19 protein-coding genes are annotated in these 24,295 nt (G+C 47.0%); 4 read left to right on the top strand and 15 right to left on the bottom strand.

Features of this window, described 5'->3' with window-relative positions:
• Window position 1 precedes the first annotated feature (1 nt).
• From D3795_RS10335 to D3795_RS10290, 10 genes are all read right to left on the bottom strand, one after another.
• Window positions 2–1,141, bottom strand: coding sequence for a tetratricopeptide repeat protein (locus D3795_RS10335; protein WP_156268506.1), 1,140 nt, complete (start codon window positions 1,139–1,141; stop codon window positions 2–4).
• The gene (locus D3795_RS10330; protein ID WP_156268504.1) at window positions 1,138–2,052 is read right to left on the bottom strand and encodes an ExeA family protein; all 915 of its coding nucleotides are present in this window, start codon (window positions 2,050–2,052) and stop codon (window positions 1,138–1,140) included. Before D3795_RS10330 ends, D3795_RS10335 begins: the two co-directional genes overlap by 4 nt.
• A 7-nt stretch (window positions 2,053–2,059) precedes the next feature.
• Window positions 2,060–3,709 carry a pilus (MSHA type) biogenesis protein MshL gene (gene mshL / locus D3795_RS10325; protein WP_156268502.1) on the bottom strand — a complete coding sequence of 550 codons (1,650 nt, stop codon included), beginning with the start codon at window positions 3,707–3,709 and terminating at the stop codon, window positions 2,060–2,062.
• Window positions 3,706–4,059 (bottom strand): hypothetical protein, encoded by a 354-nt coding sequence (locus tag D3795_RS10320; protein WP_156268500.1) that lies wholly within the window; start codon window positions 4,057–4,059, stop codon window positions 3,706–3,708. The genes mshL and D3795_RS10320 overlap by 4 nt, the downstream gene beginning before the upstream one ends.
• Window positions 4,046–4,690 carry a hypothetical protein gene (locus D3795_RS10315; protein WP_156268498.1) on the bottom strand — a complete coding sequence of 215 codons (645 nt, stop codon included), beginning with the start codon at window positions 4,688–4,690 and terminating at the stop codon, window positions 4,046–4,048. Before D3795_RS10315 ends, D3795_RS10320 begins: the two co-directional genes overlap by 14 nt.
• On the bottom strand, window positions 4,687–5,319 hold the full coding sequence (locus tag D3795_RS10310) for a PilN domain-containing protein (protein ID WP_156268496.1): 633 nt from the start codon (window positions 5,317–5,319) through the stop codon (window positions 4,687–4,689). The genes D3795_RS10315 and D3795_RS10310 overlap by 4 nt, the downstream gene beginning before the upstream one ends.
• Window positions 5,316–6,269: a hypothetical protein gene (locus D3795_RS10305; protein WP_156268494.1), complete on the bottom strand. Its 954-nt coding sequence runs from the start codon at window positions 6,267–6,269 to the stop codon at window positions 5,316–5,318. Before D3795_RS10305 ends, D3795_RS10310 begins: the two co-directional genes overlap by 4 nt.
• A 117-nt stretch (window positions 6,270–6,386) precedes the next feature.
• Window positions 6,387–7,439, bottom strand: coding sequence for a dihydroorotase (gene pyrC / locus D3795_RS10300; RefSeq protein ID WP_156268492.1), 1,053 nt, complete (start codon window positions 7,437–7,439; stop codon window positions 6,387–6,389).
• 50 nt (window positions 7,440–7,489) lie between these two features.
• Entirely contained in the window at window positions 7,490–9,817 is a 2,328-nt protein-coding gene (locus tag D3795_RS10295) for a sensor domain-containing diguanylate cyclase (RefSeq protein WP_156268490.1), read from the bottom strand.
• Window positions 9,818–9,904: 87 nt separating this feature from the next.
• Window positions 9,905–10,483, bottom strand: coding sequence for a thymidine kinase (locus tag D3795_RS10290; protein ID WP_156268488.1), 579 nt, complete (start codon window positions 10,481–10,483; stop codon window positions 9,905–9,907).
• A gap of 167 nt (window positions 10,484–10,650) precedes the next feature.
• Here D3795_RS10290 and D3795_RS10285 point away from each other — a divergent pair, with 167 nt between their 5' ends.
• Window positions 10,651–11,880 (top strand): adenosine deaminase family protein, encoded by a 1,230-nt coding sequence (locus tag D3795_RS10285; protein ID WP_156268486.1) that lies wholly within the window; start codon window positions 10,651–10,653, stop codon window positions 11,878–11,880.
• Window positions 11,881–11,899: 19 nt separating this feature from the next.
• Here the strand turns inward: D3795_RS10285 and D3795_RS10280 are convergent, their stop codons facing one another.
• Both D3795_RS10280 and D3795_RS10275 read right to left on the bottom strand, forming a co-directional pair.
• On the bottom strand, window positions 11,900–14,332 hold the full coding sequence (locus D3795_RS10280; protein WP_156268484.1) for a putative bifunctional diguanylate cyclase/phosphodiesterase: 2,433 nt from the start codon (window positions 14,330–14,332) through the stop codon (window positions 11,900–11,902).
• Window positions 14,329–15,267, bottom strand: a complete 939-nt coding sequence (locus tag D3795_RS10275; protein WP_156268482.1) for a type 2 periplasmic-binding domain-containing protein — start codon at window positions 15,265–15,267, stop codon at window positions 14,329–14,331. The genes D3795_RS10280 and D3795_RS10275 overlap by 4 nt, the downstream gene beginning before the upstream one ends.
• Before the next feature lie 139 nt (window positions 15,268–15,406).
• Here D3795_RS10275 and D3795_RS10270 point away from each other — a divergent pair, with 139 nt between their 5' ends.
• Complete coding sequence (locus D3795_RS10270; protein ID WP_156268480.1) at window positions 15,407–17,455, top strand: sensor domain-containing diguanylate cyclase; 2,049 nt, start codon at window positions 15,407–15,409, stop codon at window positions 17,453–17,455.
• A gap of 9 nt (window positions 17,456–17,464) precedes the next feature.
• Here the strand turns inward: D3795_RS10270 and ssb are convergent, their stop codons facing one another.
• On the bottom strand, window positions 17,465–18,043 hold the full coding sequence (ssb, locus tag D3795_RS10265) for a single-stranded DNA-binding protein (RefSeq protein ID WP_126759595.1): 579 nt from the start codon (window positions 18,041–18,043) through the stop codon (window positions 17,465–17,467).
• Between the two features lie 35 nt (window positions 18,044–18,078).
• Window positions 18,079–19,464, bottom strand: coding sequence for an MFS transporter (locus D3795_RS10260; RefSeq protein ID WP_156268478.1), 1,386 nt, complete (start codon window positions 19,462–19,464; stop codon window positions 18,079–18,081).
• Window positions 19,465–19,581: 117 nt separating this feature from the next.
• Here D3795_RS10260 and uvrA point away from each other — a divergent pair, with 117 nt between their 5' ends.
• Window positions 19,582–22,407: an excinuclease ABC subunit UvrA gene (uvrA, locus tag D3795_RS10255; RefSeq protein WP_156268476.1), complete on the top strand. Its 2,826-nt coding sequence runs from the start codon at window positions 19,582–19,584 to the stop codon at window positions 22,405–22,407.
• 2 nt (window positions 22,408–22,409) lie between these two features.
• A complete protein-coding gene (gene glsA, locus D3795_RS10250) occupies window positions 22,410–23,366 on the top strand; it encodes a glutaminase A (protein WP_156268474.1) in 957 nt (318 codons plus the stop codon).
• Here glsA and D3795_RS10245 read toward each other — a convergent pair.
• The gene (locus D3795_RS10245) at window positions 23,363–24,172 is read right to left on the bottom strand and encodes a substrate-binding periplasmic protein (RefSeq protein WP_156268472.1); all 810 of its coding nucleotides are present in this window, start codon (window positions 24,170–24,172) and stop codon (window positions 23,363–23,365) included. The two genes, glsA and D3795_RS10245, sit on opposite strands and share 4 nt — an antisense overlap.
• Between the last annotated feature and the right edge of the window lie 123 nt (window positions 24,173–24,295).

The raw sequence follows: 24,295 nt of genomic DNA, 5'->3' as shown, positions 1-24,295 counted from the left end.
CTTAGAATCCCTCCAGCACGGCAAGTCGCTGTTCAATATACAATCGGGCATCCTGACCTAAGTCGGGCTGCTGAACAGCTTGTCGATAGCTGCGTACGGCAGCCTCAATATTGCTAGCATCTTCATGCGCTACTGCAGCCGCAAGCCACCAACGGCCTTCGCCCGTTTGCACTGCTAGTGCCGTATAGTCAGCGGCGGCTTCACTAAAATAGCCAAGTTGCGTTGCCGACGATGCGCGCAATTGCAACAGTTCGGGAGTTTCTGGAGCTTGCATTGGAATCACACTAAGAACGTTGTAAGCCTGTTCAATGCGACCGATTCTTTCATAGATTCGAGCTAGCAATAATTGCCACTCAGTTTGTTGAGGTTTTAAATCTAATCCCTGCTGCAATAGGGTTGTAGCGCGACTGGTTAACCCTCGCCCATACCAATAAGCAGCCAATTCTGAGCGCACTTGCACATGGTCTGGTTTCACTACGAGCGCTTTTTCTAATAATTCTTGCCCCCGAGCCTGCTCACCCTTTTGCAAAGCTTCGCGAGCTTTGGATAAATTCGTATCAGCCAACTGTTGCGGTGATAATTGCACTCGCTCAACACTGAATGAATTGGATGAGCTTGTCGCTGGCTGTTTCTTGGTAACTTTTGGGGTTGGCTCCGGCGTCGGTTCTGGCTCAGTGCTCGTTTGAACGGTTATAGGCTCTGGATTCACCGCTGGCTGCTTCGGTTGCACTTTAACTTGCACCGAATCTTGTGCCTTCGGTAACGCTGCTACATCAACGATTGCTTTTGACTTGTTGGTATCAGCTGTCGCTTTTTCTACTGTCGATTCAGACTGTTGCGTCGCATCTTTTTCTATCGTCTCGGCAACCAGTTCTTCTGTTTTAGCGATGGCTTGACGCAATTCGGCCGGATTTGTCTGGACAATTGGCGCTGACTCGACTTCGGTCGAAACTGGATGTGAATTGTACATCCACCACAGATTTAAAACGCCAACGATGACCGCTAAACTGACAACTAGAATGCCGACTATCCACGCCCAATGAATTGGTTGGGGTGCTACAGCCGCCGGAGTATAGGTGTGCCGACTATTTTGCTGTTGCCGTTGATCGAGATCACGCAGCATGCGGTTAATGACGCTCATAGGCTACCTCCAGCAAACCATTGCTGGTGATAACCCCAGAATGCCACTGCAGCAGTAGCTAAAGCGCCTAGTACCCACCAATGCCAAGTACGTTTCGGTAAGGTCGCATCTTCGGTGTCTTCTACCGCCGTGCGTACATGTTTTGGAGTAACCGGATAAACGCCTTCGCCGTAACATAACAACAGCACTTTATGGCACAACACGTTGGCAAGCCGAGGAATACCGCGGCTCGCTTGATGCAACATACTTACTACCTTGCCGTTGAAAATTGGTGCACCCTTGTAGCCTGCTACATGCAAACGGTGAGAGATATAGCGTGCTAATTCATGTACCGTCATCGCTTGCAAGTGGTAGCTGAACGATATGCGTTGACGCAATTGGCGATGCTCGCGCGCTGCTAACCTTTCATTCAACTCAGGTTGTCCAAATAAAATAATATGCAGTAGTTTTCGCGTCTCGGTTTCAAGGTTCGAGATAAGACGCAGAGCTTCGAGCGAATCACTTGGTAACGCTTGAGCTTCATCAAGTACAATCACCACCGTTTTTCCGGCTGCATTAATTTCCATCAGCCGTTGTTGTATCGCTTGAGTCACGAGCTGTTGACTACTTGCTTCAGAGATATCAACTTGAAGCTCGCGAGCAACTTGCGCTCGCAGTTCATCTGGATTCAAAAATGGGTTAGGAATGTACGCCGTTACATAGGTTTCCGGTAATTCGTTCAGCAATTTACGACACAACAGCGTTTTACCAGTGCCTACCTCACCAACAACTTTGATGAAGCCCTCTCCGGTACGCAGTGCGGTTAACAATACCTCTAGCGCGGCGCGGTGGCCTTCGAGATCACAATAGAAACTCGTATTCGGCGTCAGCGTAAATGGTAGTTCGGTTAAGCCGTAATGCTTTTGATACATAGCGGTCTCAGTTTCCGTACCATTGCTTCAAAATTTCGCTAGAACGGTCCAGTTCGTCCTGCCAAGTATCCACCCCAACTACAGTTGGACGGATCAATATCACGAGCTCTTTTTTCTGCTCTACGCGGCGTTTGTTTTTGAACAGATTACCGACGACCGGAATATCTCCCAACAACGGCGCTTTCGCTTCAGTGTCGGTGTACGAAGTTTGCATCAAGCCACCCAAGACCACTATTTCACCGTTACGAGCTTTCACGATAGTGTCACTTTCACGAATGTTACTTTGAGCTAATGGCAGTACAAAGGTGTCATTGTTCAGCTTAACCACTTTTTCTTGTTCAGTCGTTTCAACTACCGATGGATGCACATGCAAAATCACTTCACCGTCTTCGCTGATTTGCGGTGTAATATCTAACGAGATACCAGAGAAGAATGGCGTCAATTCGATATTCGGGGTCGACGTGGTTGCGGTACCAGTAACTGTGGTTGTTGAAACATTCGTCACAAAGTATTCGTCTTCACCAATCTTGATCACTGCTTTTTGATTATTCGCCGCACTCACACGAGGGTTCGACAGTACCTGTACGTTTCCTTGCGTCTGTAACAGGTTTAATGCACCTGTAAACTCTCCCACGTTCAGGGTCATTCCAAATACGCCGCCCAAGCTATTACCCACGATACCGGAGCCACTCATGCTGATTGAGCCTACTGAGTTGCCGGCCTTGAAAATATCGTTCCAGTTAATGCCTTGCTGATAATCGTCATTCAGTGCGACCTCGACGATGCGCGCCTCAAGAATAACTTGGCGTTGCAAACGGCGCTGTGCTGACTCAAGAAACTCCCGAGCAGCGCGCAACTCGCTCGGTAAAGCCGTTACGGTTACCAAACCTGCTTGCGGCGCTACAACCACGCGGCGCCCTTCACCCGGCCCAATAATACCTTCGATAATTGCCTGTAATTCACTCCACCAGTCGGTTTCAGAAGAGCTACTAATAGATGAACCGTTGGTTTGCATACCATTGAGGTTTTGCGACTGCGGATTATTGTTATTCACACCGCCCTGGTTACCCAGCAAGTTATTATTGGCGTTGCCACCATATTGATTGTTGTTACCGCCGTTGCGATCACTATCCTTCACACCACCCGAGCTTACGCTAGTTTGTGATAGCCCCATACGGCGCAGAGCCAGATAATCCAACGCAATGGTTTCACTGCGCAAGCCAGCTGGGAACACCCGAATCATGTTGCGCTCTTTGCGCACTTGATAACCATAGATGTCAGCAATGACATCTAAAGTTTCGGTTAATGTGACATCTTTAAGGCTCACGGTAATAGTGCCAGCAACGTCAGGGTGAACCACAATGTTATACGGCGAGTCAGTTGTTAAACCCGCAAAAAACTGAGCAGCAGGCACTTCATTTGCGGCAATTGAAAAGCGCGGTTCAGCCAATAGTTGCTCGCCCGCTTCGCGTAACTGATTATTTTGACCACGCAGGCTTTCGCGCACCGATGCCGGTAGTGGCGGACGTTCCATGCCAGCTTTACCAGATGACCGTTCTTGCAGCGCGCGCTGAGCCTCTACAGGCTGACGCTCTGGTTGATGGGCACAGGCGGCTACCAAAAGTAAGCCGATGCTTATCAAGCCTGCTCGAATCATAAATAGCTCCCTGCTGCTGGTTTGGGTGTTTCTGTTGAAAAGCCAAACAGCCGTATCGTTAAATCTTTATTTGTACGCATATCACGCAAACTGACTTCTCTCATTTCAATTGCTGTCACACGGTAGGAGCCAACCGTCTCACCAACTTGTTTCCACTGCCCATCAATTAGGGCCATTCGCTGATCGCCGAACCATTGAATTGACTGTAGCTTCAATTTTTCTTTCACCAGTTTTGGACTGCCAGCGCGTTCAAGTACGCGAGGTGGTGCAGTTGGATCACGCAACTCCTGAAACGCCAGACTTGACGAACTTACAAGCAATGCGATGAGTAACCCACTAACTCGCAACATAATCACGCTCCAAGCTGATGGTATAAATCTCTAACGTCAATTCTGCTTCAGGCGCTTGCAGTACATTATAATCTAAGCGTTGCCAGTAGAATGACCACTCCAACTTCTCAAGCTGTTGCAGATAATTACTTAGCGAAAAATAATTTCCGCGAATAACCAGTTGTAAGCGATGACGAAATATACCGGTGTCTTGGCTTATTTCATCTTGATAAATAAGTTCGGCAGGCAGCGCCTGTGCCGACTGAACTTTGACGTTGCTAGCTTGATTTAGTAGCGCTCGCAGTAGAGCTCGATTATCCGCAGCGCTAACGTAATTTGCTTCTTTGTTCAGTTGCTCATCTACTTGCAGCAAACGTGCTTGCAATTGCTCTAAGCGGCGACGCTGCGCCGCTTGAGGATCACCGGCCAAACGTTGCTCTATTTGTTTTACTTCTTGAAGCACTTGGTCTATTTGACCTTGTTGCATTTCCTGCTTAGTCGTCTCTGATTTAATGATTTCAAGAGCTGGGCGTAAACCAAACCAATAACTCAAATAAATAATTAGAAACAACGCAGCGATAAGCCAAATTCGGCGACGCTTCACATCAACCGATTCAAATTTTTGTTGCCAGATTAGCCATTGCTCTTTCATCGCGCTGCTCCTGAATTCGCTCTAGGGCGCGCAAGTAAACTACTGTGCTGCAAGCTACCGACCGTGAAATCGAGAACACCTGTTGCGTCCTCGTCTCTTAATTCAAAGACGCCAAATTGCCGACCACTCAGCGTGTCATAATTTGAAAAACTAGCTAACCATAATGGCAGCGCACTAGCATCTGCCGTTCTACCCTGCAATGTTAGTTGCCCGTTCGCAATTAAAATACGTTGAAGCCAGATAGCATCGGTATCAGCGCGCGCTAACTCTTCCAGCACCTGAGCAAAGCTCGCCTCTTGCGTTTGCGTCACACTCTGCATTTGTTGAAGCAAGCGTTGGCGCTGCCCTAAATCAAGTTCAATCTGCTCAATTTGGTGTGCAACTTTGGGATCACTCATCGCTGCACGCAACTCATTTTGCTTCGCTATAAGCTGCTGTTGAGCCTGACTCAAGCTATGCGCCATACGTTGTGTATCTACTTCAGCTTGGTTTGCCCACAAAGTCATCGCAACGGAGCTAAAAATGCCTATAACCAATACAGCAGCCACCGCAATCATTACCCGCTTAAAGGTTAACGTTTCGTTATTGGGCCGCAGTTCAAGTACGTAGAGGTTTGCTATTTGCTTCATGCGACCTCCCGCCTTTCAGCGCGGAGCAGCTGCGCCAGCAAAACACCACCCAACACAGGGAAATCAGAAAAATCTCCGGCTGCCAATTCTTGCGCCCATTGCGGGTAGTCAGCCCAACGCGATGTTAGCCCGAGGTCCTCATCGAGCTGCTGGTTGATACCTTGGCGGTTGTTGGTGCCGACGGCAATAATCACTTCGCGAATTGGCCGTTGCCGTAATTGCCGTTCGAAATAGTCCGCAGAGCGTTGCACTTCAACACTAAGAGGCGCGGCGCCACCGAGTTGAATTTCATCAGCACTTAACTGTGATAGCTGCTCTAAACTGCGCACGACACGATTTACCTGTAGTTTGCCTTGCTGATAAACCTGCAATAACGCTGGCTCTAAATCGTGTTGATAGGCTAATACCGCAGGCTCAACTTGTTCTGCGAACAGTTGCGCAATAGCTTGCTCCTCAGAAACAATTCCAACGATATTTTCACTAATTTGGTGAAGCTCTTTGAGTACCGGCTCCAGCACCTTTTTGTCAGCAACAATCGCATTGATTTTATCTTGCCCTGCAAGTTGCACTGGTGCGTCATAATAGTCCGCAATGATGTCCGCGGGTGGTAATGTCACGAGATCACGCAGGTTGTAGCGTAACGCTTGGGTGATTTCTTCGGTAGGAAGATTGGGGCGCTCTAGCTGCACACTTTGATAGAGTGATGGCCCCAGCACGACTAAAACAACCGGGTTGTTTTTGGTGTAACGGCCATATTTTGCCGTGAGTGTTTTGATTGCCGCAACCCAATTTCCATCGCTCACTTCTAGGTGGTCGGAAACAATCAAGGCAGGCGCATGATTGGCATCATCATCAGCAAATTCAGCGATCGCCAGAGACACAAATCCTGAGGCCAACGCGTACGTCAGCACCAGTCGATTGTTGTGTTTAGCGCGCCACAAACGAATCAAGTTGCTTTCCTTTCAAATTATAATTTTTATTATAGTTCTATTTATTGTCCCTCAAGCCATATAAAACCATGTCTTGAGGGGGATTACCAGATTGTTAAATTGTTCAATAATTTGTTTTTATTTTGTTAACATATATTTTAGCTGCCAATTTAACATTTCGCCAGCCCAATATGGCACCATCGGGCCTATTGCTGTCGTTACAGTTTCTGGAACACGCCACGGTTCCCGTACCAAGGTAACGGTAGATGTCGCTCGCGCATAACCATAAAAATCTGCACCAAAACCGCTGGCAAAATCAGCTAATTTCTCAAGCGCACCCATTTGCTCAAAAAATTCTGCATACAACGGTAACGCCGCTGGCGCCGAGTAACAACCCGCACAGCCACATGCATTTTCCTTTTTCGACTGTGCGTGAGGCGCTGAGTCAGTGCCTAAGAAAAACTTCGGATTACCAGACACTGCCGCTCGACGCAGCTCCAGTTGATGATCACGACGCTTCAAAATTGGTAAGCAGTAATTGTGCGGGCGCACACCGCCAACTAATAGGTCGTTACGGTTCATGAGCAAATGTTGTGGTGTAATCGTCGCCGCAACGTTCTCGCCCTGCTCTTCTACAAATCTAACTGCGTCAGCCGTCGTAATGTGTTCGAGTACGAGCTTCAATTTTGGGTGTCGTTGCAATATTGGACGTAAATGCCGATCAATAAATACTTTTTCGCGGTCAAAAATATCAATATCGGCAGTCGTCACTTCGCCATGCACCAGCAAAGGTACTTGTAACTTAGCCATTTCAGCAAAGACTTCATCCAAACCATCCACGTCGGTCACACCAGCATCTGAATTAGTCGTTGCTCCCGATGGATACAGCTTAAAACCAATAATATTAGGATCAGCAGCGGCAGCTTGTATGGTTTCTAACGCCGTATTTTGCGTCAGATACAACGCCATTAACGGCTCAAAAGAATTGCCATCTGGACGGTTGTCGAGAATGCGCTGGCGATACTGTTGTGCTTGGTCAACCGAAGTTACTGGCGGTACTAAGTTTGGCATAATCACTGCGCGAGAAAATACCTCGGCAGTTGCAGGTACGGTTGTTGCTAACAGTTCGCCGTCGCGAAGATGTAAATGCCAATCGTCAGGGGTTGGAATTGTTAGCTCAGTAACCTGCATGTGTACCTCTATAATGTGAATATTTTGATGCGCTGATTAATTACGCAATATTATACCTCTTTTGCAGCAATACAGCGATTCCGTCCTTCAGATTTTGCTTCGTAAAGCGCCTTATCTGCTCGGGCAAACCAACGATCGGTATCTTTGTCGGTGGCAACCAGCTGAGCAACGCCAATACTCACCGATACCGGGATGCGCTGCCCCTGCCATTCGAACAATGCTTGTTCAACACGTGTGCGCACGCGCTCGGCCACTAACATCGCTTGGTCAATATCTGCATGCGGCAACAGTATGGCAAACTCTTCGCCGCCTTGTCGGCCAAGTAAATCACCATCTCGTAATGTCTCTCGAGTAATATCGGCGAATTGCTTCAATACGTTATCACCAGCAGCATGACCATAGGTATCATTCACACTTTTGAAATGGTCTAAATCGATAATCGCTACACTCACGGGCACATCGTACCGATGTTGCTCATTAAATTTTTGTTCCGCCGTTTCAAGAAAAATGCGTCGATTTGCGACTTGCGTAAGCTCGTCAGTCGTTGCCATACGGCGCAACTCTTCGGTTGCCGATAGCCGTTGCTCCTCGATACGACGGAAGTGCATCAGAGTTCCCAACGTATTGAGTATCGGTTCAAGAGTTAACAACAAATCTGGGGTGTATCCGGTTGTGCTATTCGCCAATAATAAGATACCGACCACTTCACGATTGAAAAACAGTGGCAGTAAATATGCATTATCAAATTCTGGTAAGTCTATGGGTTGAAGTAACACTTCATCCTTTTGAACCGGATAAGGGCAGAGTTGCGCTTCGCCGTCACTCAACACTTGGCGGATGACACGCCCCGTCACCTCAACTTCTAAGCCTTGTTGAATTAGTTTCTGATAGGCTCGATTTTTCTTGTCATCATCGTAGCGACGAACGCCATGCAACCAGAGTAAATCGTGCGTATATGAATTACCGGGGAGCTCACCGATGATACCAACATCACTGTGGGTAAGCGCCATCAATTGCGGCAGTGCGATATCACAGACTTCGCTGAACTCTTTCACGAACAGAAACTCATGCTGTACGGCAGTTACGAGATTTAAGATGGTCTCTTGTTGACGGCGACGTTCCTCGTTAGCAACTTCTGCGGTGATGTCGTGATGAATGCCAACCATTCGCACCGCTAAACCTTGTTCATCAGACTCAATGACTTTGCCGATACTGTGCAGCCAAATATAATGACCATCAGCGTGTTGCAAACGAAAACGTGCTTCAAAGCGTTCATCAAGACCTTTTAGATGACGTTGCAATGCCGTACGTGTTGCTTGAAAGTCGTCGGGGTGGATTAATTGCGCCCAACGATTTTGCTGCGAATAGCTTTCGTCACGCCCAAGTATTTCAGCACATGTGTGATTAACATTGACGGATTGTTTGAGCAGTTGCCAATCCCAAGTTGCTAAGTTGCCTGCCGCAAGGGCCAACGCAAAGCTCTGGTTCGCTTGTTGTAAGCTGAGTTCGAGCTGTTTGCGCTTGGTATTGTCATGCAAATAACCGCGCACTCTGACGATGTGCCCTTGGCTGTCATAATCAGCGCGCGCATAATGCTGTACCCAGCGAAGCTCATTTTCTGGCGTGATCACCCGATACTCAAGTTCCAAAGAGGGTTGTTTACCATCTAAGACTGCTTGCATTCGTGCCAGTAGTTCGGAGCGGTCGGCGCGGTGTACGATGGATTCATAATTAACTGCCGGACTCAGCAAGTGGTCACGCGAATAACCGAGTACTTTTTCGACATTTGCAGCCGCGTAGATTAAATGAGCTTCTGGCTCTACTTGCCAGACAACCGCAGCAATTGGCCCTTCAGCAAGAACTTGGCGCTCTTGTTCATAATTACTGATTGCGTAGCGATTCGTTAGCTCGTTCTTGACCCATTCAGCGAGACTTTCTAACCATTGTCTTTGCTGCGCAGAAAATTGGCGGGGCTTGGAGTCAACAATGCACAGTGTGCCAATAATAATACCGGGTTTGAGTTCCAGCGGCGCACCGGCATAAAAACGCACCCCCTCTGCCGCAACAACAAATGGATTATCTGCAAAACGTTCGTCTTGCGTGGCATCTTCAACCACCATGATGGTGCCTTGCAGAATCGCATGACCACAAAAAGAAACTTCACGGGGTGTTTCACATTCTTGAAAGCCAATTTTTGACTTGAACCATTGTCGTTCGCTATCGACGAGTGTAATGAGAGCAGCATCAACATCAAATAATTGCTTAACAAATCGCGTAATATGATCAAATACCGGCTCTGGCTCGGTATCGAGAATGTCGAGCTCATGTAACAAGTGCAACCGTTCTGACTCATTGTTCGGTATCGGTGCTGGTTTCATGGACACTCCACTTTGAGTAAATTCAACTTCTGTTTAAATAGTAGCAGACTTTTCCCAAAGCAATTGATGTGATTAATTATTTTACGATTAAAGGCCGAGTCGCTCTTTCCAATGTTTACGACAGCACGAGATGTAACGATCATTGCCGCCGATAGCAATTTGATCACCAGCTCTTACTGCGTTGCCTTCGGCGTCGATGCGAAGATTCATGGTGGCTTTACGACCACAGAAACAAATGGTTTTCATCTCTGCCAATTTATCAGCCACAGCAAGTAATACAGCACTACCTGGAAAAGCTTTGCCAAATGCGTCACTGCGGATACCGTAACACATTACCGGAATATCAACGCGATCGACCACGTCAGTAAGCTGCCACACCTGCGTTTCGGTTAGAAATTGCGCCTCGTCAATCAGCACACAATCAATGTGTTTACGTTGATGCCGCGCTTCAATCAATGCCGCTAAATCTGTCGTGTTTGAAAATGCTAATGCTTCACGATCAATCCCCAGCCGCGACGCAATGCGCCCATGCCCAGCTCGGTCATCAATTGACGGAGTCAGCAGTAACACGTGTTGGTCTCGCTCTTCGTAGTTGTGTGCCACTTGGAGTAGCGACGTGCTTTTACCGGCATTCATTGCCGAGTAAGTAAAATAAAGTGAAGCCATAGAATCGTTATTCGTTCATCGTTATTGGTTATTCGAAGTGTCTTTCTAATATCTAATATCCAATAGCTAATATCCACTCTTTTTCTTTCCCACGAATAACGAACAACCAGTAACGATTAACGCCTTTTGTTTTGATATACTTTGTGAAATTTAAACAGGAGAAGCTCATGACCACACCTTATTCTCACGCCTTCTTAAAAGCTATGCCAAAAGCCGACCTGCATTTGCACTTGGACGGTAGCTTACGTCCGGATGGCTTAATTGAAATGGCAAAGCGTAGTGGTATTGAGCTACCGTCCTACACGGTAGAAGGCCTTTACGACCTCGTGTTTAAAGAGTCGTATCAAAATTTAGGTGAGTACTTGAATGGCTTCCAATATACCTGTGCCGTACTGCGCGATATGGAAAATCTCGAGCAAGCTGCGTATGAATTAGCTCAAGATAATATTGCTGAGGGTGTTATCTACATTGAAGTGCGCTTTGCGCCGCAACTAATGATGGACCCCGCTCGTGGCATCGATTTTGACACCGTTATGCACACCACGAACAAAGGCTTAAAGCGCGCTAAATTAGAATACAATGCACAGCCGGAGGTTCAGAATGGCAGTAAACCACCGTTTGATTACGGTATCATCAACTGTGCCATGCGTATGTTCGGCAAAAAAGGGTTCTCGCCATACTACACGCAACTATTCCAAATGTTGCGCGACCATGAACCAAAGCAAGTGATTAAAACCGCGGCCATGGAAATGATCCGCGCCAGTGTGCGTTTACGTGATGAAGAAGGCTTGCCAATTGTTGGTTTAGATATCGCCGGGCAAGAAATGGGTTACCCCGCACATGATTTCAAAGAAGTCTACGAGTATGCGCATCAGAACTTCTTGCTGAAGACCGTCCATGCCGGCGAAGCCTACGGCGCTGAAAGTATTTTTGAAGCACTCACACAGTGTTACGCTGACCGTTTAGGGCATGGTTACTCACTGTTCTCGCCGGATATGATACAAGACCCCGCAATTAGCGACAAAGAAGATTACGCGCATCGGTTAGCGTCATTTGTTGCCGACCGTCGCATCGCTATTGAGGTGTGTATTACTAGTAACCTACAAACAAACCCAGATATTGGTGACGTGAGTCATCATAACTTTAAACACATGTATGCGAACCGATTAGCGACTGTCATTTGTACCGATAACCGACTGGTTTCGCGCACTACCGTGACGCAAGAATATGAACTCGCGTTAAGTGCTGTCGATGTGCCGTTAAAACGTTTAAAAGATATGGTTGCTTATGGCTTTAAGAAAAACTTTTTTGCGGGTGACTACATTGCGAAACGCGCCTACGCGAAGCAAGCATTAGAATACTTTGATAAGGTTGCTGCAGAGCACGGGGTTAGCTAAATCAAAAATTCGAGAGGCGTTAATTTACGCCTCTCATTGTTTTGGCTTTGAAGTCATCTAATGACATGGGTTTATGAAAATAATAACCTTGGCAGACAACGTCATTTGAGAGGCGTTCTAGGAAATTTAGTTGTTCTTTCGTTTCCACACCCTCAGCTACAATGCGTAAACCTAAATGCTGCCCCATCGAAATAATCGTTTCGACAATTTTCTCTTGGTTTGAAGAACCAATGCCTTGCACGAAACCCTGATCGATTTTTAATTCATCAATGGGTAATGTTGTCAGGTAACTCAGTGATGAGTATCCCGTACCGAAATCATCAATTGAAAACTGGACGCCGGTTTCCTTCAGCGTTTTCATCTTCAATGTAATATCCTGAATATCATCAACTAAAAGATTCTCAGTGATTTCTAAAATTAATCGGTTGGGCGCAATGCCATTGCGAACTAATTGGCGCTCAATAAAATAAACAAAGTCATACTTGCGGAAATGTCGTGGGCTGATGTTGATTGCAATCGTCAAATGCTCTGGTAATTCAGAAGCAATTTCGAGTGCTCGTGTAACAATCCACTTGCCTAAATGCACAATGAGGTCGCTTTTTTCAGCGATTGGAATAAAGACTCCAGGCGATACAGCTCCAAGTTCCGGGTGCTGCCAGCGACACAATAATTCAACACCTATAATAGAACCGTTGGCAAGTTGCTGCGGTTGCATATGTAGCTGAAGCTGCTCGCTACCAACTGCTTCTCGAAGCGCACGCTCAATCTCAAAATGTTGCTCAAGTGCGTAGCTATACGATGGGTTATAAACCATCAACTGATTCCCACCGGCTTCTTTCGCGTGATGAACCGCAGTTTCAGCGTGACGTATAATCGACTCGGGCGTATCACCATATTCAGGGTACATCACCATGCCGGCGCTTGCGGTAACAATAATGCGCTCGCCTTCAACCATGAGCGGTTTACTCACTTCATCAAGCGCCTCTTTCACCAAGACTTGCGTATGTGCCAGAATATGCTCACGCTCACCTGTAGCGCTTAGCAGCAACGCAAACAAATCACCACCGAGATTACCAAGCTTTGCACCTGTTTCATGCAATACCACTTGGCTTAAACGTTCTTTCAAAGTCAATAACACCTGATCGCCAAATTCGAATCCGCGAACGTCATTAATGCGCTGCAAGCCATCCACATCGAGCAACACCACGGCACCGTAATTACGAGGCTCACGAGACTGAAGCATTTTACTTAATAGTTCAGTGCACTGTGTGCGGTTTGGTAAGCCAGTTAATACATCAAAGTACGCGAGGTAGTTGACCTGGGCCTCGGCAGCTCTGCGTTCAGTAATGTTTTGTTTGCTAGCGAGAAAATTGGTAATTTCGCCATATTCATTTCTTAACGGCGAAATGATTGCCCACTCTCGATATTCGGTACCATCTTTTCTACAATTGAATAACTCGCCTTCCCAAACCTTACCTTGGGTCAATGCACTCCACATCGCTTCATAGGTGCCTTTAGGTGTATTACCTGAAGCAAGTACCTTAGGGTTCAAACCAATGACTTCATCAGCTAAATAGCCGGTAATATCAGTAAATGTTTTATTCACGTATTCAATGCGAGCATCAAGATCAGTAATCACAATACAATCACTACTTTGTTCAACTGCGGCAGATAATTTACGTAGCTGAATTTCGTAGTCTTCTCGTGATTTGGCTGCACCTTTTAGTGTTTCCCAAAGTAAACCAATTTCGTTATACGAAGGCACCTTAATATCACCAATCGATTCTCGTTTTGAAAATCTATCGAGTGCCGTTACGATGCTTTTAACGGGGCGTGCAATGACAAATTGCAAACCAAACCAAAGTAATAACCCTAATAACACCAAAATGACTAGAAATGCGCCCAGCTCATTAGCCGCCAACGAACTCAATTGATACCATGTATCATCGTGGCGGTACTCCACAACAAATAAGTTGCGCCGTAACTGCGCACTTAATTGACCGGGCGGAACCACTGGTACTATTGCAACAAAGTGTTTGTGATTCGAGTGATAATCAATGGTTGTAACACCAGAGCGCGATGCTTCCAGTAAACTAGCCTTAGGAAGCTCACTAATAAATTGTTCGAGTTTTGGGCTGATCTGATTCATCGCATAAAAGCGCATGAGATTGCCGTTGCTATCGAGCATGAAAGCCTTCTCAACGCGCGGGTGAACATGAACTTCGCTTAACAATTCCGAAACGGAATCAGTGCGGTTTAAACCGAACATTCGATTCAGAGAGCCTTGTGCCACCACCACCATCGAACGAAGTTCTAACTCAGCACGTTCAAAAGCTTCCTCTTGCTGCGCCCGAATAAGGTAAAAGCTTAACGCGACTAATATTGCAAAGGCGATTAAAACAATTGGCCCGGTAATTTGTAGGCTTAAACGACGGTAAAAAGGTAGCTTCATTGCAACACACCATCACAGATCGGTAGCGACCGTGGCGCAGTAAACAAACCGGCTTCCGCAAGATGATTACTAACAATATTGCTAACCTCGGCGTAGCGCGTAGCTAAAAACTCTCGGCTACGTTGTGAGTCATAAAACTTCAATTGCGCCATCGTCTGAGATAGTTCGTTCTCAGATAAATTAGATAGCTTCATCATTGCTTTAAACACATCAGAATTCGGTGTTTGAGCCTCACTTAAAGCGGTATCCCAAGAATCCGTGATAAACGCCTGTAGACGTTCTTTGTGGGTTAGCCAGACATCTTGTCTTATCACAATCGTATCAATAATTTCGTCGGGTATTTCCTGACTTGAGAAAATAACTTCAGCACCCTGCTCTTTTAAGGTTTGGGTGAAAGGCGCATAGGTTGCAATGACATCAACGTCATCGTTTTTTAATGCTGATGAGTGACCTGGAGGAAGTAAAATATGACGTTGCAGTCGCGTCTCATCTATAGCTTTTTTCTCAATCCAGCGCGACACGACATAGCGTGCCAAAGCACTATCTTCCATACCCACACGTATAGGCAGGTCTTTTGAAAGCATTGGCAGAAAATTTGGGCTCGCAAGAACAGCGTCGGCACCATCAGAACTCGACATTACCAAAGCAATGCATAAATCGAGATTAGTTCTTGAATTTAGGCTAATAGCATTATCTAAACTCAGCATAGCGACACTTGCTGCCTGATTCGTAAGCATGCGAACAACACTAATATCGGAAACCAGCATGGTAATGTGAATACCTGGTGGTTGTTGTTCGGGGTGCAATTTATATTGTGCATATATTGGCTGGTAGCCAAGCCACGAATTGCCGACCACGTTAATTGGTTCGTGTTGAGGTTGACAGCCAAATACCATAAAAATACTCAGCGATATGACCCAAAACCGTCTCGTCACGTATTTACTCCTCGAGCTGCCAAGCTTGCTGCCTAACAATAGTTATACTACGACAATATCGGTACGTCCGACATAAATCTTTTCAATTGCGATTAATTTAGTTTAGATTAAGACGAAATAAAGAACAAAGTGAGTCATTATGAGAAATATCACCAATCCGCTTGATGAATTAGAAGCGATAATTGATAGCTCTGGGGCTGGCACTTGGAAGTGGAATATTCAAACCGGTGAGACTCATTTTAATGAAATGTGGGCCGCTATTGTCGGCTATACACTCGATGAGTTAGCGCCTATTTCAATAGCCACCTGGCAATTCCTTAGTCATCCCGATGATCTCGAGAATTCTGCAGCCCAGCTTGAACTGCACTTTAGCGGCAAGGTGCCCACCTATCGATGCGATGCTCGCATGCGACACAAGAACGGCAATTGGGTGTGGATTCGTGATACCGGTCGTGTCATCTCATGGACCTCTGATGGAAAGCCAGAATGGATGGTGGGCATGCATTTTGACATTACTGCGGAGAAGCAAGCTGAGTTACAAGCGCGAACGACAGAACAGAATTTACAACGGATTATTGATAGCTCAACGACAACTATTTTCGTGTGGAATTTAGAATCGGATAAATTGCACTTGTATGGAGAGCGCGTGGAGTTATTTCACGATGCCGACGATATCATTACAAATGCTTCTCACTGGTGGCTGGAGTCCATTCATCCGGTTGATGCGAAGACCATGCAGCCTAAATTGCGCCAATGGATCAAGTCAGCATCGGAGCTTCCATTATCGCGTCGCTACCGAATTCGTGGTGCTGACGGCCAATATTACTGGCTGAAAGAACGTATGCGGGCGGTTATTGAAAACGGTCGAGTGACAAAGACTATTGGTTCTATCATCAATGTAACGGATTCGGTCAATTTAGCGGAACGCCTTGAAGCCCTATCAAGCTCTATCCCTGGCATGATCTATGACTTCCGGTGGTATCCGAATGGTCGGGCCTCGTTCCCTTACGCAAGCGAGGGAGTACGCCATATTTATGGCTGCTCTCCTGAGGAAATTCGTGAAGACGCTTCTATCGTTTTCAAACGTGTTCATCCTGATGATGTTGAGCGCGTCACAGAGAGTATATTGAAGTCTGCGGAACAGGAAACAGTGTGGGAATCTGAATACCGAGTAATTTTGCCTGAAGTTGGAGAGAAGTGGGTTTCTGGAAGAGCTACACCAATTAGTCTGCCTGACGGCGGTACCAGCTGGCATGGTGTTATTTTCGATGTTACTGATGAGAAAAGACTCGAGCTTGAGCTCGAACAAAAGCAAATCACTCTAGAGCGCGCGCAAGAGATAGGCCAGTTAGGTTATTGGACATCACGTATTGGTTTTGATGACCTATTTTGGTCGAACAAAATTTATGACATTCTTGGTCTTGAGCCAAATTCGATAGAACCCTCGGTAGAGGCTTTTCGCAATTTTGTGCATCCAGATGACCGTGAGTTTTTTGATAGCAGCCTAGCTGCAGCCGAAACGACAGGCGAATACAACCTTGAGCATCGCATTGTGCGCGCCGATGGCCAACTACGTTGGGTACACGAACGCGCCAGCTTCACAAAAATTAATAACGAAGACTACTTTGTCGGCACCATGCGCGATATTACGCAAGCAAAAGAGTATCAGGCACAGTTAGAAGAACTCAGCGAAACAGACGAGTTAACGAAGCTCTACAACCGACGCTACTTTATGAGTCAGGCGAAGCTGGCTTATTACCACCTCGAGCGATTTAATCATCCGTCGACATTAGTACTAATTGATATCGACCACTTCAAAAAAATAAACGACGACTACGGACATGACGTTGGTGATATGGTGTTGCAAGCTCTCGCTCAATACCTGAAACAATCAATGCGGCCATCTGATGTGGTCGCTCGACTCGGTGGCGAAGAATTTGTTTTGCTGCTTCATCAAACTGAATTACACCCCTCGTTGCCAAGGCTTAAGACCCTTCTTAAAGGAATTGCTGAACTCGAAATTAAAACGAAGGATCTGCTCATTTCAGTCACTGCGACCTTTGGGGTAACTGAAATTAAACGGGATGATACTGACGTGAGCGTTGCCCTCATACGCGCGGATCAGGCGCTGTATGAAGGCAAACGTAAGGGTCGAAACCAAGTGATTGTTAACTTGGGATCGCAATAACTCTACTGGTTAGAACGGAATGTCGTCGTCGAAGTCTTGATCAGGAACGAAGGGTTCTTGCTGTTGTGGTTGCTGCGCAGGCTGCTGGTTGAAGCTTTGTGCTGGCGCTTGACGCTGACCACCTTGCTGACCGCCACCGAAGCCACCCTGGCCTTGACCACCTTGTGAACCGCTTTGGCCACCGCTTTGCTGACCACCGAAGCCACCTGACTGCTGACCACCACCGTAGCCACCTTGTCCGCCACCTGGGCGACCATCTAGCATTTGCAGATCGTTGATAACAATTTCAGTGGTGTAGCGTTCAACGCCATCTTGGCCTTGCCACTTGCGAGTTTGCAAACGGCCTTCAACGTAAACTTTTGAACCCTTTTTCAGGTACTCGCCAGCAATTTCCGCTAAGCGACGATACGCCACACAACGGTGCCACTCGGTTTGTTCACGCGGCTCGCCGGTTTGCTTGTCTTTCCACGTTTCGCTGGTGGCAACTGAAAGGTTTGCGATGGCTGTATTATTCTGCGTGTAGCGCACTTCTGGATCGGCGCCTAAATTACCAATTAAAATTACCTTATTAATGCCGCGACTGGCCATGCCATCTGCTCCTTCACTATTTCTTAAGTACTTGCTTATGTTCGGTACGGCGCTAAGTGCGCCTCTATTTCAGAATCATTGTAATCAGTTTTATGAACTTTTAAATACACCGTTTGTTCGTCGGCCACAATGCGAACTTCTTCTACCCCGTTCACGTGGCTCAACTGTTCGGCTAAACCATCGGCTTGAGATGCATTCAATTTACCCAAAGTGAAACTCACGCTTTGTTGCTGTGGCGGCGGCTGCATGCCGAAGCTGATTGCAAACCAGCATACTAGCAGTACCGTGCAGAAAATCCCAACACCTAACAAACCAAAATATTGATAAATTGACCCGCCGGCAGCACCGCCAATAAACGCACCTAAGAATTGGAATGTGGCATAAATTCCGCTGGCACTGCCCTTGCGTCCTGCCGGCGCGAAACGCGTCAGCGAGCTTGGTAACGTCGCCTCAAGGAAGTTAAAACCAGTAAAAAATAGCACAACGGCGATAGTTAAATAAGTCCAATGCGCTGGGATAAATACGATAACCGCCACGGCTGATATAACTAGGCCAATGGCAACACGGAAATAGCGCGGCTGTTGACGTTGCCGCTCGGCTTTTATCAGCATCGGAATCATAAAGGCAAACGATGCAATTAATGTTGGTAAATACAACCACGCATGGTCATCAGCGGCTAATCCGCCGCGCATGAGCTGTAACGGCACCACGACGAAAAACGCGGTGAGCACACAGTGAAGAACTAGCACGCCAATATTCAATCTTGCCAATTGCGGATCTTTGAACAGTTGGCCCAGCTCACTTTTCAATGGAATCAAATCGCCACGTGCTGACTTCTGTGCAACCTTCGGAACTGCAGCAAGCAGCACCACAATGCCGAACACAGCACTTACAGCAGTGAAGTAGAATAATCCAGACAAACCAATTTGGGCGCCAAGTAACGGTCCTAACACTAATGCCAGCGCAAATGACAAGCCAATAAACATACCAATGGTGGCCATCACTTTAGGCCGCTGTGAATCGCGTGTAATATCGGCAGCCAAAGCCAAAATTGCGGCGGCGATTGCCCCCATACCCTGCAACGCACGACCGATTATCACACCGGTGAGCGTATCGGCCCATGCTGCCACCAAACTGCCCGTAGCAAATACCAATAAACCACCAATAATAACGGGACGGCGGCCAATACGATCAGACAACATGCCCAGCGGAATCTGCAATAACGCTTGGGTTAGACCATAGGCACCAATGGCTAAACCGATTAACAGAGGTGTGTAATCTGGATACTGCTGACCATAAATTGCAATAACGGGCATGATCAAAAACAGCCCGAGCATACGTAATCCAAACACAGCAGCTAAAGCACCAGAGGCGCGCCGCTCAATAGGAGTAAGTCGATTGTCTTGGTTTTGCTGTCGCATGAAAATCTCATTGCTGCAGGAAAAAATCGCTGGCCATTGTACCAGAAGGTATCGGTTGTGCGATAATACTCGTTTCATTCAATTGCTTGTCATTGGCAACGGAGAGTTGTAATTCTCATGGATAAAATAGAAATCCGCGGTGCCCGCACCCACAACCTGAAAAACATTAACGTGACCATTCCGCGCGACAAATTGGTGGTCATAACAGGACTGTCTGGCTCGGGAAAATCTTCGTTAGCTTTTGATACGTTATATGCTGAAGGACAACGTCGTTACGTTGAGTCACTGTCGGCTTATGCACGCCAGTTTTTATCGTTAATGGAAAAGCCTGATGTCGACAGCATCGAAGGTTTATCGCCGGCGATTTCCATTGAGCAAAAATCAACATCGCACAACCCGCGCTCAACTGTCGGTACCATTACCGAAATTTATGACTACTTGCGCTTAATGTTTGCGCGCGTGGGTGAACCTCGCTGCCCAACGCACAATGTCACTTTGGCGGCGCAAACCATTTCGCAAATGGTGGACCAAGTACTTGCCTTACCAGAAGGCGAAAAATTGATGATTGTCGCGCCAATTATTCAAGAGCGGAAAGGTGAGCACACCAAGGTTCTCGAGAATCTTGCCGCGCAAGGCTTTATTCGAGCCCGCATCGACGGTGAGCTTTGTGACTTGAGTGATCCTCCCAAACTTGAGCTTCAGAAAAAACACACCATCGAGGTGGTGGTTGACCGCATTAAAGTTCGCGAGGGGCTTGAGTTGCGCCTTGCCGAATCGTTTGAAACGGCCCTTGAGTTGAGTGGTGGTACGGCACTTGTGGTGCCGATGGAAGGCGATTCGAGCGTTGAAGATATTGTCTTCTCAGCTAACTTCGCCTGCCCGCATTGTGGCTACAGCATGCAAGAACTTGAACCGCGGTTATTCTCGTTTAACAACCCAGCTGGTGCCTGTGGCTCGTGTGATGGTTTAGGTATTGAACAATTCTTTGATCCTGCCAAAGTGGTCACTAATCCAGAGCTTAGTCTCACTGGCGGTGCTATTCGTGGCTGGGACAAACGTAATTTCTATTACTATCAAATGTTGCAATCGCTGTCGCGTCACTACAAGTTTGACCTGAATAAGCCGTTTGCAAGTCTCGACGAGAAGCATCAACAAGTCGTGTTATTTGGTAGCGGTAAAGAAGAAATCGAATTTACTTACATGAACGATCGTGGCGACCGTGTTGCGCGCACACATGCATTTGAAGGGATTATTCCTAATATGCAACGCCGTTATCGCGAAACCGACTCAATGGCCGTTCGTGAAGACTTGTCGAAATATCTCGCATCGCAGCCATGTAAGAGTTGTGGTGGCACACGTTTACGCCAAGAAGCCCGGCACGTGTTTGTGAATGACACAACACTACCACAGGTGGTTGAGCGCTCGATTGGCGATGCCTTGAAGTTCTTCCAAGAACTCGAACTAGAGGGGCAGCGTGCAAAAATAGCCGAGAAAATTCTGAAAGAAATTAACGACCGTCTCGGCTTTCTCGTCAACGTCGGCTTAAACTATTTGAGCTTGTCACGTAGTGCAGAGACCCTCTCCGGTGGTGAAGCGCAACGTATTCGATTGGCGTCGCAAATTGGTGCCGGTTTGGTTGGCGTGATGTACGTACTCGATGAGCCGTCGATTGGCCTACATCAACGCGATAACGAACGTCTATTAAGCACGCTCACGCGCTTACGAGACCTCGGTAATACCGTGATTGTGGTTGAACACGATGAAGATGCGATTCGCGCCGCTGACCACGTGATTGATATTGGCCCTGGCGCTGGGGTTCATGGTGGTCAAGTGATAGCGCAAGGTCACTATGAAGAAATCCTTACCAATGAAGACTCGTTAACGGGCGATTACCTATCGGGTCGTAAAGAAATTGCGGTACCGACGAAACGCCATAAGCCCGGTAAACACTGGGTTAAACTCAATGGTGCTACCGGTAATAACCTAAAGCATGTGAATGCTGAAATCCCAATTGGCCTGATGACCTGTGTGACTGGTGTTTCCGGCTCCGGCAAGTCAACGTTGATTAACGATACCCTATTCCGCATTGCGCACCGCGAGCTCAATAAGGCCACAGCTAACGAACCAGCTCCGTATGAGAGCATTGATGGCATGCAGTTCCTAGACAAAGTGGTTGATATTGATCAGAGCCCTATCGGCCGCACGCCGCGTTCTAACCCGGCAACCTATACCGGTATCTTTACGCCAATTCGTGAGTTATACGCTGGTACCGAAGAAGCGCGCTCACGTGGGTACAAAGTCGGTCGATTTAGCTTTAACGTGCGTGGTGGTCGCTGTGAGGCGTGCCAAGGCGATGGTGTAATTAAGGTAGAGATGCACTTCTTGCCAGACGTGTATGTACCCTGTGATGTGTGTAAGGGTAAGCGTTATAACCGTGAGACTTTAGAGATTAAATACAAAGGCAAGAGTATTCACGAAGTGTTAGATATGACCGTTGAGGACGCGCGTGAGTTTTTTGCACCGATACCAGCGATTGCACGCAAGCTGCAGACGCTTATCGATGTTGGTTTGTCTTATATTCGTCTTGGTCAAAGTGCGACAACGTTGTCAGGCGGTGAAGCGCAGCGCGTTAAATTGGCGCGTGAGTTATCGAAGCGAGACACCGGCAAGACCTTGTACATTTTAGACGAGCCGACGACTGGTTTGCACTTCCACGATATTCAACAGTTATTAACTGTCTTGCATCGTTTGCGCGACCACGGCAACACCATCGTGATTATTGAACACAACCTTGACGTGATTAAAACCGCAGATTGGATCATTGATCTAGGCCCTGAAGGCGGTTCTGGTGGTGGTGAAATTTTGACGGCAGGCGCACCGGAAGATATCGTGACTTGTGAAGCATCGCATACCGCACGTTTCTTAAAACCAATGTTAGGGTAATCATGACGACAGATGTGATCAGTGGTGGTCAATCCATCCATGCACCGGATAATTTAAAACCCTTGTTGGAGAGTATTCTTCAACAAGCGTTCTCGGTGAACGATGGCAAGGTTGCTGATTACATCCCAGCACTGGCAGAAGTAAAGTCTGACTACTGCGCTCTCACCGTCGCGACACTCGATGGCAAGGTGACTTCGGTTGGCGATTCCGACCAAGTATTCTCTATTCAGTCGATTTCTAAAATCTTTGGTTTGATGCTCGCCATGGAACGCCTTGGCGACCCGCTATGGGAGCGGGTTCAAATGGAGCCTTCCGGACAACCCTTTAATTCTATCGTTCAGTTGGAATGGGAAAAGGGAATACCGCGTAACCCGATGATCAATGCCGGAGCGCTATTAGTCAGCGACGTTTTAGTGAGTCACTATTCTGCCAGTAAATCAGCGTTGCTCAGTATGGTGCGCGGTTTGTGTGGTAGCGAAGATGTTTGTGTCGATTCCCGCGTGCATGAGTCAGAACGCGCGCACGGAGCTCGCAATGCAGCTCTTGCTTACTTAATGAAGAGCTTTGGCAACATTGAAGCGGATGTTGAAGAAGTTTTAGACCACTATTTCTGGCAATGCGCTCTAACAATGACAACCGAACAGCTCGCTCGCAGTTTGGCTTTTCTTGCCAACCGTGGTAAATGCCCGCGTAGCGGCGCACAAATCACTTCACACCGTAACGCGCAGCGCATCAATGCGTTGTTGAGTACCAGTGGCATGTACGATCAATCAGGTCAATTCGCATTCACCGTTGGCTTACCAGCGAAGAGTGGGGTTGGCGGTGGCATCGTTGCCATCGTTCCAGACTATGGTGTGATTACTGCGTGGAGCCCGCCGCTTAATAATTACGGCAACTCAGCTCGAGGGATGTTTATGATTCGTGAACTAGCCAACAAACTGGGTCTTAGCGTCTACTAACTATTGTTGTTGCTTGCTGTCTTTAAGTGAAAGCGCTTAAAAATAGTTTTAAGCGTCCCATTCTTTTGCAAATTCGTAATGAAACGTTCGACGCGCAACGCATCTACTTTCTTGTTCTTATTGATGATGGTCGCCATATTGAAAACGCCATATGGCTTGTCAGAAACGAGTAATTGCTCTCTTACGGTTTTAGAAACTCGTGCGGCAAGATACTGATCAGAAAGCATGATGAGATCGAGTCGCCCATTCAATAACATCTGCAAATTCACTTCATGCGAGTGGCCTAAATAAATGCCGTATTTTTCTTCCAAAATACGATGGTCTTTCTCGTTCTCAGCAAACGGATAGTGATACCCAACAATGCCGCCAAATCGTAGCCCTTTTGTCTCGAAGAAACGCTGGTCACGGTTAAGATGTTTCAGCGTGACAAAACGCTCACGACCTATCAATAATGGTTCGGTAACATGAAGGTCAATTTCTTGGTTACGCCATCCCCAAGCTATATCTTCAAATAACATCAAATCGCAGCAACCTTCAGCACTTAGAGCATCATAACGGGCATTCGGGGCAATCGGTTCAAGTGTGAAGTGGTACTCGCGTTGCATTTGGTTCAAGGCATCAATAATTTCACCGACCAAATGCGATTGCATGTTTTCAGAGTAATATGGTGGGTACTCGTAAGCAGCAACGCGAACCTGAATCGGCTCCGCAGTCGCATGAAAAAACAAACCAGATAGTATTGTTATTATAGTTATTAAGTACTTCAAGGCTTCATTTACTCCGTCAAACTCTTGTGTATCCTTCACACATCAGCCTTCAAAGTCAAGGGAAACTGCAAAAGCGTTATTCGTTATTCGTTATTCGTTATTCGTTATTCGTCTTTAGTGTTTTGCTTTAACGAATAACGACAAGCGCAGCGATCGAATAAC

The organism is Pseudidiomarina andamanensis (genome assembly GCF_009734345.1).
Classification (GTDB): Bacteria; Pseudomonadota; Gammaproteobacteria; order Enterobacterales; family Alteromonadaceae; genus Pseudidiomarina; species Pseudidiomarina andamanensis.
The sequence above is the reverse complement of the archived record's forward strand: the minus strand, read 5'-3'. Positions and strand labels throughout refer to the sequence as shown.

Excerpts from the sequence above, each read along its gene's own strand:
- D3795_RS10315 (WP_156268498.1), bottom strand. The coding sequence starts at position 4,690 with ATGAAAGAGCAATGGCTAATCTGGCAACAAAAATTTGAATCGGTTGAT.
- ssb (WP_126759595.1), bottom strand. The coding sequence starts at position 18,043 with ATGGCCAGTCGCGGCATTAATAAGGTAATTTTAATTGGTAATTTAGGC.
- D3795_RS10310 (WP_156268496.1), bottom strand. The coding sequence starts at position 5,319 with ATGAAGCAAATAGCAAACCTCTACGTACTTGAACTGCGGCCCAATAAC.
- D3795_RS10260 (WP_156268478.1), bottom strand. The coding sequence starts at position 19,464 with ATGCGACAGCAAAACCAAGACAATCGACTTACTCCTATTGAGCGGCGC.
- D3795_RS10290 (WP_156268488.1), bottom strand. The coding sequence starts at position 10,483 with ATGGCTTCACTTTATTTTACTTACTCGGCAATGAATGCCGGTAAAAGC.
- D3795_RS10280 (WP_156268484.1), bottom strand. The coding sequence starts at position 14,332 with ATGAAGCTACCTTTTTACCGTCGTTTAAGCCTACAAATTACCGGGCCA.
- D3795_RS10335 (WP_156268506.1), bottom strand. The coding sequence starts at position 1,141 with ATGAGCGTCATTAACCGCATGCTGCGTGATCTCGATCAACGGCAACAG.
- uvrA (WP_156268476.1), top strand. The coding sequence starts at position 19,582 with ATGGATAAAATAGAAATCCGCGGTGCCCGCACCCACAACCTGAAAAAC.
- D3795_RS10295 (WP_156268490.1), bottom strand. The coding sequence starts at position 9,817 with ATGAAACCAGCACCGATACCGAACAATGAGTCAGAACGGTTGCACTTG.
- mshL (WP_156268502.1), bottom strand. The coding sequence starts at position 3,709 with ATGATTCGAGCAGGCTTGATAAGCATCGGCTTACTTTTGGTAGCCGCC.
- glsA (WP_156268474.1), top strand. The coding sequence starts at position 22,410 with ATGACGACAGATGTGATCAGTGGTGGTCAATCCATCCATGCACCGGAT.
- D3795_RS10330 (WP_156268504.1), bottom strand. The coding sequence starts at position 2,052 with ATGTATCAAAAGCATTACGGCTTAACCGAACTACCATTTACGCTGACG.
- pyrC (WP_156268492.1), bottom strand. The coding sequence starts at position 7,439 with ATGCAGGTTACTGAGCTAACAATTCCAACCCCTGACGATTGGCATTTA.
- D3795_RS10285 (WP_156268486.1), top strand. The coding sequence starts at position 10,651 with ATGACCACACCTTATTCTCACGCCTTCTTAAAAGCTATGCCAAAAGCC.
- D3795_RS10320 (WP_156268500.1), bottom strand. The coding sequence starts at position 4,059 with ATGTTGCGAGTTAGTGGGTTACTCATCGCATTGCTTGTAAGTTCGTCA.
- D3795_RS10270 (WP_156268480.1), top strand. The coding sequence starts at position 15,407 with ATGAGAAATATCACCAATCCGCTTGATGAATTAGAAGCGATAATTGAT.